At 43.7% G+C, this 13,505-nt stretch carries 14 protein-coding genes and 1 riboswitch; of the genes, 12 read left to right on the forward strand and 2 right to left on the reverse strand.

What is annotated here, in order from left to right; genetic code table 11:
* The 5 genes from yqfB (at window position 1) to GQA99_RS15790 (ending at window position 4,197) form a co-directional block, all read left to right on the forward strand.
* A complete protein-coding gene (gene yqfB / locus GQA99_RS15770; protein ID WP_160055449.1) occupies window positions 1-342 on the forward strand; it encodes a N(4)-acetylcytidine aminohydrolase in 342 nt (113 codons plus the stop codon).
* A 250-nt stretch (window positions 343-592) separates the two neighbouring features.
* Window positions 593-1,930: a coproporphyrinogen III oxidase family protein gene (locus tag GQA99_RS15775; protein ID WP_160055451.1), complete on the forward strand. Its 1,338-nt coding sequence runs from the start codon at window positions 593-595 to the stop codon at window positions 1,928-1,930.
* A gap of 78 nt (window positions 1,931-2,008) precedes the next feature.
* The gene (locus GQA99_RS15780) at window positions 2,009-2,854 is read left to right on the forward strand and encodes a PfkB family carbohydrate kinase (protein ID WP_160055453.1); all 846 of its coding nucleotides are present in this window, start codon (window positions 2,009-2,011) and stop codon (window positions 2,852-2,854) included.
* Window positions 2,855-3,081: 227 nt separating this feature from the next.
* Window positions 3,082-3,774 (forward strand): MOSC domain-containing protein, encoded by a 693-nt coding sequence (locus tag GQA99_RS15785; protein WP_160055455.1) that lies wholly within the window; start codon window positions 3,082-3,084, stop codon window positions 3,772-3,774.
* 63 nt (window positions 3,775-3,837) lie between these two features.
* On the forward strand, window positions 3,838-4,197 hold the full coding sequence (locus GQA99_RS15790) for a DUF4870 domain-containing protein (RefSeq protein ID WP_160055457.1): 360 nt from the start codon (window positions 3,838-3,840) through the stop codon (window positions 4,195-4,197).
* A gap of 92 nt (window positions 4,198-4,289) precedes the next feature.
* On the opposite strand, the gene GQA99_RS15795 is transcribed toward GQA99_RS15790, so the two are convergent.
* Window positions 4,290-6,209, reverse strand: coding sequence for a methyl-accepting chemotaxis protein (locus tag GQA99_RS15795; RefSeq protein WP_160055459.1), 1,920 nt, complete (start codon window positions 6,207-6,209; stop codon window positions 4,290-4,292).
* A 235-nt stretch (window positions 6,210-6,444) separates the two neighbouring features.
* Entirely contained in the window at window positions 6,445-8,094 is a 1,650-nt protein-coding gene (locus tag GQA99_RS15800) for an electron transfer flavoprotein-ubiquinone oxidoreductase (RefSeq protein ID WP_160055461.1), read from the reverse strand.
* A 232-nt stretch (window positions 8,095-8,326) separates the two neighbouring features.
* A riboswitch (molybdenum cofactor riboswitch) is annotated at window positions 8,327-8,459 on the forward strand.
* Here GQA99_RS15800 and moaA point away from each other — a divergent pair.
* The 7 genes from moaA to GQA99_RS15835 all read left to right on the forward strand — a co-directional run bounded on the left by moaA (window position 8,447) and on the right by GQA99_RS15835 (window position 13,469).
* Window positions 8,447-9,427, forward strand: a complete 981-nt coding sequence (moaA, locus tag GQA99_RS15805) for a GTP 3',8-cyclase MoaA (RefSeq protein WP_160055463.1) — start codon at window positions 8,447-8,449, stop codon at window positions 9,425-9,427. Its footprint overlaps the riboswitch before it by 13 nt.
* 112 nt (window positions 9,428-9,539) lie before the next feature.
* Window positions 9,540-9,971, forward strand: a complete 432-nt coding sequence (moaC, locus tag GQA99_RS15810; RefSeq protein WP_373291447.1) for a cyclic pyranopterin monophosphate synthase MoaC — start codon at window positions 9,540-9,542, stop codon at window positions 9,969-9,971.
* A gap of 51 nt (window positions 9,972-10,022) precedes the next feature.
* Window positions 10,023-10,271, forward strand: a complete 249-nt coding sequence (gene moaD / locus GQA99_RS15815; RefSeq protein ID WP_160055467.1) for a molybdopterin synthase sulfur carrier subunit — start codon at window positions 10,023-10,025, stop codon at window positions 10,269-10,271.
* A 2-nt stretch (window positions 10,272-10,273) separates the two neighbouring features.
* Window positions 10,274-10,735: a molybdopterin synthase catalytic subunit MoaE gene (moaE, locus tag GQA99_RS15820; RefSeq protein WP_160055469.1), complete on the forward strand. Its 462-nt coding sequence runs from the start codon at window positions 10,274-10,276 to the stop codon at window positions 10,733-10,735.
* A gap of 145 nt (window positions 10,736-10,880) precedes the next feature.
* Entirely contained in the window at window positions 10,881-11,690 is an 810-nt protein-coding gene (gene modA, locus GQA99_RS15825) for a molybdate ABC transporter substrate-binding protein (protein WP_229785942.1), read from the forward strand.
* Window positions 11,690-12,370 (forward strand): molybdate ABC transporter permease subunit, encoded by a 681-nt coding sequence (gene modB, locus GQA99_RS15830; protein ID WP_160055473.1) that lies wholly within the window; start codon window positions 11,690-11,692, stop codon window positions 12,368-12,370. The genes modA and modB overlap by 1 nt, the downstream gene beginning before the upstream one ends.
* Window positions 12,351-13,469, forward strand: a complete 1,119-nt coding sequence (locus GQA99_RS15835) for an ABC transporter ATP-binding protein (protein ID WP_160055475.1) — start codon at window positions 12,351-12,353, stop codon at window positions 13,467-13,469. Before modB ends, GQA99_RS15835 begins: the two co-directional genes overlap by 20 nt.
* Window positions 13,470-13,505: the final 36 nt, after the last annotated feature.

Consider the following 13,505-nt stretch of genomic DNA (forward strand, 5'->3'; position numbering starts at 1 on the left):
ATGTTTGCAATTGCACCCACACAAATCACATTCTTTGAGTTTTTAACGCCATTAGTGGCGTCGGGCCAAAAGACAATTACCATCCGTGATTTTAGCGAAAGTCATTACCAACCTGGTACTCAAGTTGAGGTCTACACCCTTGAAAGCCATACTAGGGTTTGCGACATTGTTATTTTGGCCGTTGAGCCGTTAGCCTTTGACGACATCAATGAATTTCATGCCGCCCAAGAAAGCTTACCTTTAGATGAACTTAAACACCTTATCCAACAGGTTTACCCTGACCAACAACGTCTATTTATGATCTCTTTTGCGCTTGTTAAGAAGCAAGCTAGCTCAAATTAATCCTCTATCAATCATTGACCTCAATTGTCATATCTCGTTTTAGACACGCTTCACTACAGTAGTGTCTAAAACATGATCTGCTTAACAATTGATCTCTTCTAACCATGTTAGTTTGCATATCTATTAGTTACTTCACATTTTAGCTACCGCTAAAGTGATACTTTTGCTTTCTGCGTGTGACATATTTGTATATTTAACACTTTGCTATCAATGGTTTTGCTCTCAGGGCTTCATTCAATTAGGATTTTCTATGTCTTCAATTATTCAATCAGCCAGCCAGGAGTTGATTAAACCTTACCAAGCCAATATTACTGTGCCTAACTGGATGATAAGTTCAATGGAACGGGTGATGCAGTATTATGTCGACAAAAACCTGCGCCTTGACACTATTTCGACCGACCGCATGCCTAAGCCGGTGGAAGGCAAAAAGTACATGCTGTACGCTCACATTCCGTTTTGCCATACCTTGTGTTCGTTTTGTACTTTTCACCGTTTTTTATTCCGCGAAGACAAAGCGCGTGAGTACTTTATTGCGCTGCGTAAAGAAATGCAGATGGCAAAAAACTTAGGCTATGAATTTGAGTCCATGTACATTGGCGGCGGCACTACAACGGTATTAGAAGATGAATTAGCTCGTACGATTGAACACGCAAAAACATTATTTCCAGGCATCAAAGAAGTGTCTTGTGAGTCGGATCCGCAACACTTAGCAAGCCCTGAATTTAAACAACTTAAAGGCCTAGTCGACAGAATGTCGATTGGGGTACAAAGCTTTGATGACGGCATTTTAAAGATGACCGATCGTTTAGATAAGTTTGGCTCAGGCCAAGAAACCTTTGACCGCATTATGGCGGCCAAAGAGTTATTTCCGATTATCAACGTGGATTTAATTTTTGGTTTTAAAGGCCAAACTGACGAGATTATCCAGTCTGATCTCGATATGGCATCTAAGCTAGACCCGCGCCAAATTACCACTTATCCGTTAATGATTACTCACCAAACCCGTAAAAGTGTTAAAGGTCAGTTAGCGGCTCCTCATGGCGACATGGTTAACCAGTATCGCCAGATTTTAAACAGCTTAACAGGTCAGTATAATCAGCTATCCGCATGGGCATTTGGCAAAACCGATAATGAAGGTTTTGATGAATACGTGATTGATTATGATGAGTACCTAGGTGTGGGTTCAGGCTCATTCAGTTTTTTAAATGACACTCTATATGTGAATACATTTTCACTGAAAAAATATCAACAACGCATCGCGCAGGGCCGTATGGCCGTTGAACAACAGAAAAAATATCAATTAAAAGAAGTGATGCAATATCGTTTCTTGCTCGGTATGTTCTCAGGACGTTTATCGCGTCAGTATTTCCGCGATACCTTTAACGTCAATTTAGATACCGCCTTATTTAAAGAAATGGCCTCAATGAAAGCCATGGGCGCGCTCAAAAATGATCCGCTTAATCCTGACGAATTAATTGTGACCGACAACGGAAAAATGTTGGGGCTATTGATGATGAAAGAGTTTTACTCTGGTATGGACAATGTGCGAGCTCAGTTACGTCAACCACTTGCTGAGGCCGATATGTAATGATGCTGATAGCCGTGCGATCTACGCCGATTTTGTTATACTCAACACTCTTTTGTCGGGGTTTATCTAGGTATCGCTATGGCCAACATTTTACTGCTCGCTAATATCAATTGTGACCGTATTTTACTGCTTGATAAACCATTGCAAACGGGTGGGCGGTTTCATTATCAAGATGGCGGTTTACGTTTAGGCGGTGGCGGTGCCAACACAGGTTTAGGTTTGGTGTGGGCTAAACACAATGTGTCGCTAGTCAGCGAAGTGGGCAGTGATGATATTGGCGATTGGATTTTAGCGAAAGCGAGTACCCTTGGCTTAGATTGTCGCCTGGTGCATCGCTTTAGCGGTAACACCTGTGAGATGTTGTTGGTGATGACCCCAGATGGCGAGCGCACCATTATTCGGCCACAACGGCCGATATTTGAGCTCCCCGCGGCGCCAGATTGGCAACAATGGGACGCGTTTTATATCAATTCCTCAGCCAATGGTGCAGAGCAGTGGGCGCATGATGCCATTAGCGCTCAGCCAACTTGTATCGTGGTTGCGCAATTGGCTAAAGATCAACGCGAGCGACCTTGTCATGTGTTGATTGCCTCGATTACCGATATGCAAGGCAGATGTAACCAAGCACCATGGCAATTTGCTCAAGCCATTGCGGGTAATGCATTACAGTATTTTATTGTGACCGATGGTGATAAAGGCGCGATAGTTTACAGCGCTGAAGGCGAGCAGCATGTTCCTGCGGTAATAGCTGAAGTTGTTGATACTACTGGCGCAGGTGACGCGTATGCGGCAGGTGTTATCCATGGTTTATGTCAAAAAATGTCGATTACTGAAGCGATGCATGAAGGGGCATTATGGGCATCATTTGCGGTTGCGACGCAAAGCTCTATTCCTGGCGATGCGCTGAAAAACTATCTTGCTTAAAATGACAAATGGTCATTCTGATTGTCATTTTTATGTCATCAATACCCTTTATTATGTTCGTGTCTAATCAACTTGTATCGTCATGTGCTGAGTTAACTGCTCACAATACTTTTTTACGGTACGATCTCCCTTGTTATATATCGCCTTGCTGCTTTCAGTAAGGCTTTTTTTTGTTCAAAATTTGGGTATATTGGCTGTACGTTGTAATGTCAGCAGGGATAAGCGGGATGAATAAAAACTGGGTTAATCGTATTTCGGGTTTGTATTTAGGCGACCAGGTGCAAATGCACAATGGTGTAGCCAGTTGCATTAACCAAAAGCACGCCGCTTCACAACTTAGTGTGCTATTTGATCGTGTTGTCGGTAATAGTGAGGCCGATCCAAAGCATCATGGCGGTTTAGATCGCGTGTTGCATCATTTTCCCCGTGAACATTATGGCCAGTATCGTCGTTGGGACTTAATGTCGAGTTTTAAAGATGCGCCGTCAATGGGTGAAAATATTAGTACCGTTGGCTTAAACGAGGCGCAAGTTAACATTGGCGATATTGTGCAAATCGGTGATGTGACGCTACAGGTTACTCAACCGCGATCGCCTTGTTTTAAGCTTAACTTGCAGTTTGAGCAGCCTAAATTTGCCCTAGCAATGCAAGAAAGCCGCATGTGTGGTTGGTTTTATCGAGTGTTGTCTGAAGGGGTTATTCGCCCCAGTGACAGTATTTGCTTAATTGAGCGTAAAACGGACATTAGTATTGCCAAGGCAATGCAAATTTACTTTTTGCCTGAGTTTGATGCCGAGCAGTATCAAACTTTACTTAATTGTGAAGGCCTAGCTCAAAGCTGGGTAGAGTCACTGCAACGAAGAATTGAACAAAACAATATAGAAGACTGGGCAATGCGCTTATACGGTAAAGTCAGTTAATTAAGCAATGCTTGTATGCTGCTCACACCATGTTGATAATAATAAAATGATAAGGAATATCTGATGTCTGATCCCTCGTTCGAGGTCACTAAGCCAGCCAGAGACATAGGGTTATTGATCCATGCAGCAAGCTTTGCGGGTTATGTGTTTCCATTAGGTAGCGTATTAGGTCCGTTGATTGTGTGGTTGATGAAGCGTGACGAGTATGAGTTTGCTAATCAGTGTGGTAAAAATTGCCTTAACTTCAAATTGAGTTTAATTATTTATGCGATGATTTCGGCAGTTTTGATTTTGGTGGGTGTTGGCGTATTACTGTTAGCAGCGTTAGCATTATTAGATATTATTTGTACTATTATCGCGATAGTCAAAGCCAGTGACGGGATTGCTTACCAATATCCACTGTCGATTAAGTTTTTAAAATAACACCTGGTAAATAAAATAATGCCACTCAATGAGTGGCATTATTTTATTTACGAGCCATTGAGTGTTTGCTAGTTGCAAACACTCGAGTGGGATTACACCTTAAAGCGAGCCACCAACACATCTAATCGGCTTGCAAGTTGGTTCAAGGCTTTACTTGCTTCAGCAGCCGCTTGTGCTGTGTCAGAAGTACGTTGAGTAATATCGTTAATCTCAGTCACGTTGCGGTTAATGTCTTCAACTACTGTTGATTGCTCTTCTGTTGCAGCAGCGACCTGGATGTTCATATCGCTGATAAGGGCAATTCGCTCGCTAATATCGCTTAATGATTGACTGGCTTCATCGACAGCACTGACGCCTTCTTTAGAGCGGCTGCTCGATTGTGCCATGGCACTCACTGCGCGACTGGCTTCTGATTGCAGCTTATCAATCATGGTTTGCACTTCGTTAGTCGATGCTGCAGTACGTGAAGCAAGGTTACGCACCTCGTCAGCCACAACCGCAAAGCCTCGGCCAGCTTCACCAGCACGGGCAGCTTCAATGGCAGCGTTGAGTGCCAGTAAGTTGGTTTGCTCTGAAATTGCACGGATAACATCTAAAATACTGCCAATCGATTTAGTGTGAGTAGCGAGAGACTCAATGACTTCACCTACCTGGGCAACATCTTTAGACAGCTGATTAATGGTTGAACGTGCACGCGTAACGACTTTTTGGCCATCAACAGATTCCGTATCAGCATCGCGCGCCGTTACCGCAGCCTGAGCGGCATTAGCAGCAATTTCGTTTACTGTAGCGCCCATTTCATTAATGGCAGCAACAACCATCATGGTGCGGTCTTTTTGTAAATGGCTGTCATCGAGTGTTTGATGTGCTTGATTCGATACATCAATTGCCGACAAACCAAGTTGTTGGCTGGTTTCAGAAACCTCAATAACGGTTTCCTGGATTTTGCTAATAAAGCTATTGAAGCCACGGGCCAATTGGGCAATTTCATCTTCGCCATTGACTGGGAGTCGTTGGCGTAAATCACCTTCGCCTTCACCGATGTTTCTAAACATTTCAGCAACTTGTGCAATCGGACGGCTTACTGAGCCTGCAACCGAAATAGCAATCACAATGAATACCGCAGCAATTAGCACTGTCCATAACAGGATTTGATAAGCGGACTCTTCAAGTAAGGCAAACACTTCAGCTTCAGGGACTTGCGCAACAAGATACCAATCCATCGACTTAATGTAGCTGCTGGCGATTAACATATGTTGGCCATTTACATCAGCTTTGATTAAGTTGAAGTCATTTTTGTTGAGTAAGCCGTTAGTATTGGCGTTAGGGTATAAATTAGCTAACGTTGCTTTACCTACTTTTTGCGTATCTTGGTGTAACTGAACCTTACCACTGGCATCTATAAGATAGACAAAACCGCTGTCTTCAATTTTAAATGAAGCCAGTAAGCTCACCATATCATCTAACGATTTGGCTAAGCTGACCATGCCTCTACCATTAGGTTGCTGGTGGCTAATAAATAGTTTTACTTCACCAGTCGCTTCTGTGTATACGCTTAACATGCGCTCTTTTTTGCTGGCGCGATAATCAAAAAACCATGCGTCTTGCTGTTGGTTTAATATGCGTAAAAAGCCATCTTGAGTGTAGTAAGCGCCTGTGTCGCGGTCGGCATACGAGGCTTGCACTAAATCGAATTGATTTTGCATGTCTTTAAGTTGAGCGGTAACTAACGCTTCTTGGCTAGCAGGGCGGCCTTCTTCAAGCCATGCACCTAACATGCGGCTATTAGCCAATTGTTCAGCAGCATTAATCAAACTACTTATTTGTAGGTCGATTTCATTGCGGATTTGCATTACTAAGCTGGGCATTTCTGATTCAAGCATACGTTGCTCAACCACTTGTTTTGCACTTCGCTGACTTAGCAACCCAACTAACATGGTTGAAAGCAGCACAGCAAAAGCAACGGTAAGCAAGATTTTTTGCTTAATGGTAAGGGTGTTAAATGTATTCATCTACAACGGCCTCTAGAAGTATCTTTAAGTTATATCGGACATAACGGCAATAAATTAATAGTCATTTTGTTTTTATTACTAAAATACAAAATCATGAATGGTGTAGGTCTTTGTGATGTTATGACGCTAATGATAGTCGAAAAAATAAAAAAAACGCACCTATTTTTAGGTGCGTTTTTTTGACAGTAGCCAATTAATTAACGATTGGCGAACAACGAGTTATCAACTAAATCGTTTACATGTTTGGATAGTTTGGTCCGCCGCCACCCTCAGGGGTTACCCAGGTAATATTTTGGCTTGGATCTTTAATGTCGCAGGTTTTACAGTGGATACAGTTTTGACCATTAATGACAAACTTTTTCTCGCCAGCATCTTCGACGACTTCATAAACACCCGCAGGACAATAACGTTGTGCCGGCTCGTCAAATTTGACTAAGTTAACCGATATTGGAATGCTTTGGTCTTTTAAGTGTAAGTGACAACGCTGGCCTTCTTCATGGTAGGTGTTCGACAAATACACCGACGATAATTTATCAAAGCTGAGTTTTCCGTCTGGCTTTGGATAATCAATTTTGTTGTATTCGCTGGCTAAACCCATTGAAGCATAATCTGGCGTTGTGTCGCGGAACGTTACAGGGAACTTACCGCCAAACCAGTTTTGGTCGATATAGTTAAATGCGCCACCGACAATAGTGCCAAACTTATGTAAAGCTGGGCCAAAATTACGTGATTGATAGAGTTCTTCATGAAGCCAGCTTTCTTCGAAGCGCTGCTGGAAACAATCTAGATCTTTACCACCCTCTAACCCGGCAATTAAGCCTTCACCTAGAGTGGTCGCAGCAATTATTCCGCTTTTAATTGCCGTGTGCGTGCCTTTAATTTTAGCAAAGTTCAGGGTGCCAGCATTACAACCAATGATTAACCCACCAGGAAAGCTCATTTTAGGCAGTGAGTTTAAACCACCTTTTGCAATTGCTCTGGCGCCATAAGTTAAGCGCTCGCCACCGGTGAGCGTTTGGGCAATCACTGGATGCGTTTTATAACGCTGAAACTCGTCAAATGGGCTTAAATGTGGATTTTTATAGCTTAAGTCGATAATTAATCCCACGGCGACCTGGTTGTCTTCCATGTGATATAAAAATCCGCCACCAGACGAGCCATTGACTAATGGCCAGCCGCCAGTATGAACCACTTTACCTTGCTGATGTTGCTCGGCAGGGATTTTCCAAATTTCTTTAAACCCTAAGCCGTAATGTTGTGGGGTTTTACCATTATCTAAATGGTATTTTTGAATCAGTTGCTTACCAAGGTGGCCGCGGCAACCTTCTGAAAATACGGTGTATTTAGCGTGCAACTCCATGCCTGGCATATAACTGTCTTTAGGTTGACCGTCTTCGCCGACACCCATATCGCCAATGAGAATACCTTTAACGCTGTTGTCTTCATTAAACAGCAGTTCACTGGCAGCAAAACCTGGAAAAATCTCAACACCCATGGCTTCTGCGCGGTTGGCTAACCAGCGAGCGAGGTTACCGACACTAATAATGTAGTTACCTTCATTGTGCATGGTTTTAGGCACTAAGCTATTAGGCATTAAGCGTGATTTAGTGTCTGAATTGAGTAAGTAAATCTCGTCGTGGCTGACTTTGGTGTTTAGCGGAATATCTGAGTCGCGCCAGTCGTTGAATAATTCATCTAGCACGTCTGGTTGGAATACAGCACCCGATAAAATGTGGGCGCCCACTTCCGAGCCTTTTTCTACCACACAAACGGTGATTTCTTTTTCGGCATCTTTTGATATTTGCATTAAACGACAAGCGGTAGCTAAACCTGCTGGGCCAGCACCGACAATTACGACGTCGAACTCCATTGACTCGCGTTCCATGTTCTCACCTTTCAAAGTATCCCGTTCATCGCGGGTTTATTGTTTTTCTATAACGATAGTTAAACGATCGTTTATCCTTTTACTCACCTTACCGCAAAATTCACTTTTGTCACAGTAGCAAACACAATCTTATCTACGTGAGTCGAGTCACAAATAGTAAACGATGTAAGCATTTCGAATAAGATATTCGCCTAAAGGGGTATTTGTAAAACCATAAATAGGCCTATAATTAGTTCTGACGGTTCTCCGAGCTTTTTGCCCTACGTCAATGATATGGGCATTTTGCCGTGGTAATTTTGCCACCGGGGTGAGTAAAGAAATGCACTTACCTCCCACACTTGGAAAGGTTAACATGTCCCAGTTACAAGACAATTTTGGTCGACGTTTTCATTATCTACGTATGTCAGTTACTGACGTGTGTAATTTCAAATGCAGCTATTGCTTGCCTGACGGCTATCGCCCAGATGGCAAACCTACCTTTTTAACCCTCAACGAAATCGAAAACCTCGTTGCCGGTTTTGCTGCTGTAGGCACACAAAAAATTCGCATCACTGGTGGTGAGCCCACCCTTCGTAAAGATTTTACCGATATCGTGCGTATTGTTGCTAATACCCCCAATGTGAATACTGTGGCAATGACGACCAATGGTTATCGTTTACAGCAACATGCTAAAGAATGGTATGACGCAGGTTTGCGCCGCATCAATGTGTCGGTTGATAGTTTAGATCCTAAAATGTTTTACCAAATTACTGGCGAAAATAAATTCGACCAAGTTATGCGTGGTATTGACGCTGCACTTGAGGCGGGGTTTGAGCGAGTTAAAATTAATGCGGTGCTATTAAAAGGCTTAAACGATAAAGATTTACCGCGTTTTTTACATTGGATTAAACACACTCCTATTGATTTGCGCTTTATTGAATTAATGGAAACCGGTTTAGGTCGAGACTACTTCAATGCCCATCATTTGGCGGGTATCGACATTAAAAAGCAACTAGAGCAAGACGGTTGGTTATACGACTTACCTAGTGCCGATGATGGCCCCGCGCAAAATTTTAGTCACAGCGATTATCAAGGCCGTATCGGTCTTATTATGCCGTACGCTAAAAATTTTTGTGCCAGCTGCAATCGTTTAAGAGTGTCTGCCAAGGGTAAATTGCATTTGTGCTTATTTACTGAAAATGGGGTTGATTTACGCGACTTGCTGCAAGATGCCTCTGCGCGTGATGAATTAATTGCGCGTTTACACGGGCAGTTAGCACAAAAGAAAGAAACTCACTTTCTGCATCAGGGCATTACTGGTGTTACTAAGCACCTTGCCTCTATCGGTGGTTAATCGCCACCTTTCTTCGTTTAACGTGCGTCACTAACCTGCAAATTCTATTTGATAAGGTATTCATATCATGAGTAATCGTTTTACCCACATTAATGCCGATGGCAATGCTCACATGGTCGATGTGACTGAAAAAGCAGTCACAGAACGTGAAGCCAGAGCCGAAGCGTTTATTGATATGGCGCCAGAGACATTGGCAATGATTATGAGTGGCAGCCACCATAAAGGCGATGTGTTTGCTACAGCACGCATTGCTGGTATTCAAGCTGCTAAAAAGACTTCAGATCTTATTCCGTTATGTCACCCATTAATGCTCACCAAGGTAGAAGTCGATCTTGAAGCTCAGCCTGAGCATAACCGCGTGCGTATCACGAGTTTATGTAAACTGTCGGGTAAAACTGGTGTTGAAATGGAAGCATTAACCGCTGCGTCTGTCGCGGCGTTAACCATTTACGATATGTGTAAAGCGGTGCAAAAAGACATGATTATTTCGCAGGTGAGACTACTTGAAAAACGCGGCGGAAAATCTGGCCACTTTACTGCGTAGCCGCCAGTTAAGTTATTTATTGTTATCGATTACATGCATTGAGAGACCACTATGATCCAAGTATTATTTTTTGCGCAAATCCGTGAGTTACTCGGTACTGCGAAAGTGGAGCACAGTAGCGCCAATATCCATACCACAGAAGAACTACGTGCAGCATTAGCTGCCACCGACGACAAATGGGCTAAAGTGCTCGCATCAGACAAACTGCTAGTTGCGGTTAATCAAACTATCAGTCAATGGGATACCCCCGTGAAAGCAGGTGACGAAGTCGCATTTTTCCCTCCTGTAACAGGAGGTTGAGTATGAACGCAGTAACAACGGTACGTGTGCAAACTGAAGATTTTAACGTAGCAGATGAATACGGCTTATTGGCCAACGATAACCAAGATGGTGCTGTGGTAAATTTTATCGGTAAAGTGCGCGATTTTAATGATGGCAGTGTGGTCACAGACTTAACGCTTGAGCATTATCCGGGCATGACTGAGTCGGTTTTAGCACAAATTTGTCAGCAAGCCCGAGAACGTTGGCCGTTAAATAAGGTCACCATTATTCATCGTGTCGGCACAATGGCGCTAGGTGAGCAGATTGTGTTTATCGGTGTCACTAGTGCACATCGCAAGGCTGCTTTTGCTGCATGTGAGTTTTTAATTGATTTTTTAAAGACCAAAGCCCCCTTTTGGAAGCTTGAAGCCAACGATAGCGGCAGCAAATGGGTCGAAGCCCGTGACAGTGATGAACAAGCGGCTAAAATGTGGCAAAAGTGATGTCGTGAACAGCAGTTGTGCGCAGCTAAACTCACTTTTTTGCGAGCGAATGCAGCAGCCATTACAACTTAATCATCGCACTAAAATGATAGTGTCGCTCAACCAATAGGGTCAGCTATACATGTCTTTCTTTATGTTATCTATAATGCGTTTAATACGCCAAAGTGCTGTTGTTGCTACGTTAGCGATAAGTTGTTTGAGTCTTATTCTCCCTGTATCAGTTGCCCATACGGCAGAGGCTCCCGCTATTGCCGCTGCGGCGAACATTAAGTTTGCCCTAGATGATATCGCTCGCCAATTTGAGCAGCAAACCGGCCTAAGTGTGCGCATCAGTTATGGCTCATCGGGCAATTTTGTTACTCAAATCCAGCACGGCGCCCCCTTTGAAATGATGCTCAGTGCCGATGAATTTTATATTGAGCAATTACATAAAGCCGGTTATACCCAAGATGCAGGGGTTATTTATGCAATTGGCCGTTTAGCGCTAGCTGCACCAAAAAAATCAGAGCTAATTCTTGATCCTGGTTTAGTTGGGTTAGGGCAATTTATTACCGACGGCAAACTCACTCGCTTTGCTATAGCTAACCCCGATCATGCTCCTTATGGTGAGCGCGCCCGTGAAATCTTAAAAGCTAAAGGCTTATGGGATGCTGTGCAACCTAAACTGATCCTTGGCGAAAATGCCTCACAAGCGGCACAATTTACCATCAGCGGTTCAACTCAAGGAGGCATTGTGCCTTTGTCGTTGGCACTAGCACCGCAATTTATCAAAATGGCTAATTATGTGGTGATCCCCGATGAGTTATATCAACCGCTGACTCAACGCATGGCATTAATGCCAAATGCCTCAGAAACCGCAGAGCGGTTTTATCAATATATGCAAAGCCCGTCAGCCCAAAAAATCTTACGAGAATTTGGATTTAACTTACCAAATGCTACAGAGAAGCTCGACTAATGGATTGGCAAGCATTATGGTTGTCGGCCAAGTTGAGCTGCTTTACCGTTTTATTTTTGATCCCACTAGCCATACTGGTTGGCCGGGGTTTAGCCTATTATCAATTTCGCGGTAAGTCCTGGTTAGAAGCCTTAATTCTGGTGCCATTAGTACTGCCTCCAACTGTCATTGGTTATTATTTGCTGGTGGGTTTGGGCAACCAAAGTGTCATAGGTCACTACGTTGAACAGATTTTTGGTCAACAGTTAGTGTTTCAATTTTCCGGCCTGGTTATCGCGTCTATTCTAGTTAATATCCCATTTGCTGTGCAGCCGATACAGCGTGCTTATGAAACCATTCCAATTGATATTCGTGATGCCGCAGCTTGCTGTGGTATGAGCCGTCTGCGGATTTTTATCAAAGTTGAGTTACCCATGGTATGGCCTGGCGTATTAACCGCATTAGTGTTGTGCTTCTCCCATGTATTGGGTGAATTTGGCGTGGTATTAATGCTGGGCGGCAATATTGCTGGCGAAACTAAGACTATTTCGATTGCGATTTATGACAGCGTGCAAGCGTTCGACTTTGATTCTGCGGGAATGATGTCGTTAGTATTGCTGGTGTTTGCGGTGAGCGCGCTTGCATTAACCACCAGTATGTCACGGCGTTTAGGAGGGCATAATGGTGCCTCGCAACGCTGATTTAGTGTGTCATATTAGCCAAGAATCACCGATACCATTAGCGGCTAATTTCACTTGTAGAGCAGGTGAGGTGCTAGCCGTGGTGGGGCCGTCAGGTGGCGGCAAAACCACCTTGTTGAGAATGATAGCTGGGTTAACAACGCCTAAAGATGGCCAAATTCGATGCGGGGACGCCCTTTGGTTTGATGCCAAATCGTCGCTTTCGTTAACCCCACAACAGCGTCATATTGGCTATATGCCACAACATTTTGGTTTATTTCCGCATTTGTCGGCATTAGACAATGTGATAGCCGGGCTTGACCATGTGCCCAAGGCGTTGCGAAAACAGCGTGCGTTAGATTGGCTAGAACGGGTTAATCTTCACGGCTTACCAGATAGATTACCGGCGCAGCTATCTGGTGGTCAGCGTCAACGTGTCGCCTTAGCGCGCGCCTTAGCTCGTGAGCCTTCAATACTATTGCTTGATGAGCCATTTTCTGCAGTCGATCGTGAAACCCGTGAGCGCTTATACATTGAGCTGGCACGGTTAAAACAACAGTTGTCTATCCCGGTTATTATGGTGACGCACGACATTCATGAGGCATTATTACTTGCCGATAAAATGATGCTGATAAGCCAAGGTAAAATGCTCCAGCAAGGCAAACCATTTGAGGTATTATCTCATCCACATGATGAGGCCGTCGCAAGACAAATGGGCTTGCGTAATATTTTTGATGGCCAAGTGGTTGAGCAAGATGTTGAACGTAATATGACGTGGTTTAAGCTTGGTGATGAATTGATTGTTAGTGACAGCGCTCCTGCACTCGTCAATGGCCAGGCTATCCGTTGGGTTATTCCTAATCAAGGTATCCGCTTTAATGCCATTAGCAGCGGCCGCTTATGCAAGAGCATTAATAAGCTCGATGTATTAATTGAATCGGTATTAGTGATGGGCGAATCATCGCGAGTGATAGCATCGGTGATTGGCATTGGTTCGGTGTTTAATGCCGATGTGCCAACACACTTGGTTGATAAGCTTGGTTTACAAGCGGGTGTACAAACAACCATCGCATTAAAGTCCGAGCAAATTCACATCTTAAACGCTCCTTCCTCAAGTTAATCTTTGGCGATAACGCCCTGTTTTACGGTATTTATG

It is taken from the genome of Shewanella litoralis, assembly GCF_009828585.1.
In the GTDB taxonomy this organism is placed as follows: domain Bacteria; phylum Pseudomonadota; class Gammaproteobacteria; order Enterobacterales; family Shewanellaceae; genus Shewanella; species Shewanella litoralis.

Excerpts from the sequence above, each read along its gene's own strand:
- moaA (WP_160055463.1), top strand. The coding sequence starts at position 8,447 with ATGTCCCAGTTACAAGACAATTTTGGTCGACGTTTTCATTATCTACGT.
- modB (WP_160055473.1), top strand. The coding sequence starts at position 11,690 with ATGGATTGGCAAGCATTATGGTTGTCGGCCAAGTTGAGCTGCTTTACC.
- moaC (WP_373291447.1), top strand. The coding sequence starts at position 9,540 with ATGGTCGATGTGACTGAAAAAGCAGTCACAGAACGTGAAGCCAGAGCC.
- GQA99_RS15775 (WP_160055451.1), top strand. The coding sequence starts at position 593 with ATGTCTTCAATTATTCAATCAGCCAGCCAGGAGTTGATTAAACCTTAC.
- GQA99_RS15780 (WP_160055453.1), top strand. The coding sequence starts at position 2,009 with ATGGCCAACATTTTACTGCTCGCTAATATCAATTGTGACCGTATTTTA.
- GQA99_RS15835 (WP_160055475.1), top strand. The coding sequence starts at position 12,351 with ATGGTGCCTCGCAACGCTGATTTAGTGTGTCATATTAGCCAAGAATCA.
- yqfB (WP_160055449.1), top strand. The coding sequence starts at position 1 with ATGTTTGCAATTGCACCCACACAAATCACATTCTTTGAGTTTTTAACG.
- moaD (WP_160055467.1), top strand. The coding sequence starts at position 10,023 with ATGATCCAAGTATTATTTTTTGCGCAAATCCGTGAGTTACTCGGTACT.
- GQA99_RS15790 (WP_160055457.1), top strand. The coding sequence starts at position 3,838 with ATGTCTGATCCCTCGTTCGAGGTCACTAAGCCAGCCAGAGACATAGGG.
- GQA99_RS15800 (WP_160055461.1), bottom strand. The coding sequence starts at position 8,094 with ATGGAACGCGAGTCAATGGAGTTCGACGTCGTAATTGTCGGTGCTGGC.
- GQA99_RS15785 (WP_160055455.1), top strand. The coding sequence starts at position 3,082 with ATGAATAAAAACTGGGTTAATCGTATTTCGGGTTTGTATTTAGGCGAC.
- moaE (WP_160055469.1), top strand. The coding sequence starts at position 10,274 with ATGAACGCAGTAACAACGGTACGTGTGCAAACTGAAGATTTTAACGTA.
- GQA99_RS15795 (WP_160055459.1), bottom strand. The coding sequence starts at position 6,209 with ATGAATACATTTAACACCCTTACCATTAAGCAAAAAATCTTGCTTACC.
- modA (WP_229785942.1), top strand. The coding sequence starts at position 10,881 with ATGCGTTTAATACGCCAAAGTGCTGTTGTTGCTACGTTAGCGATAAGT.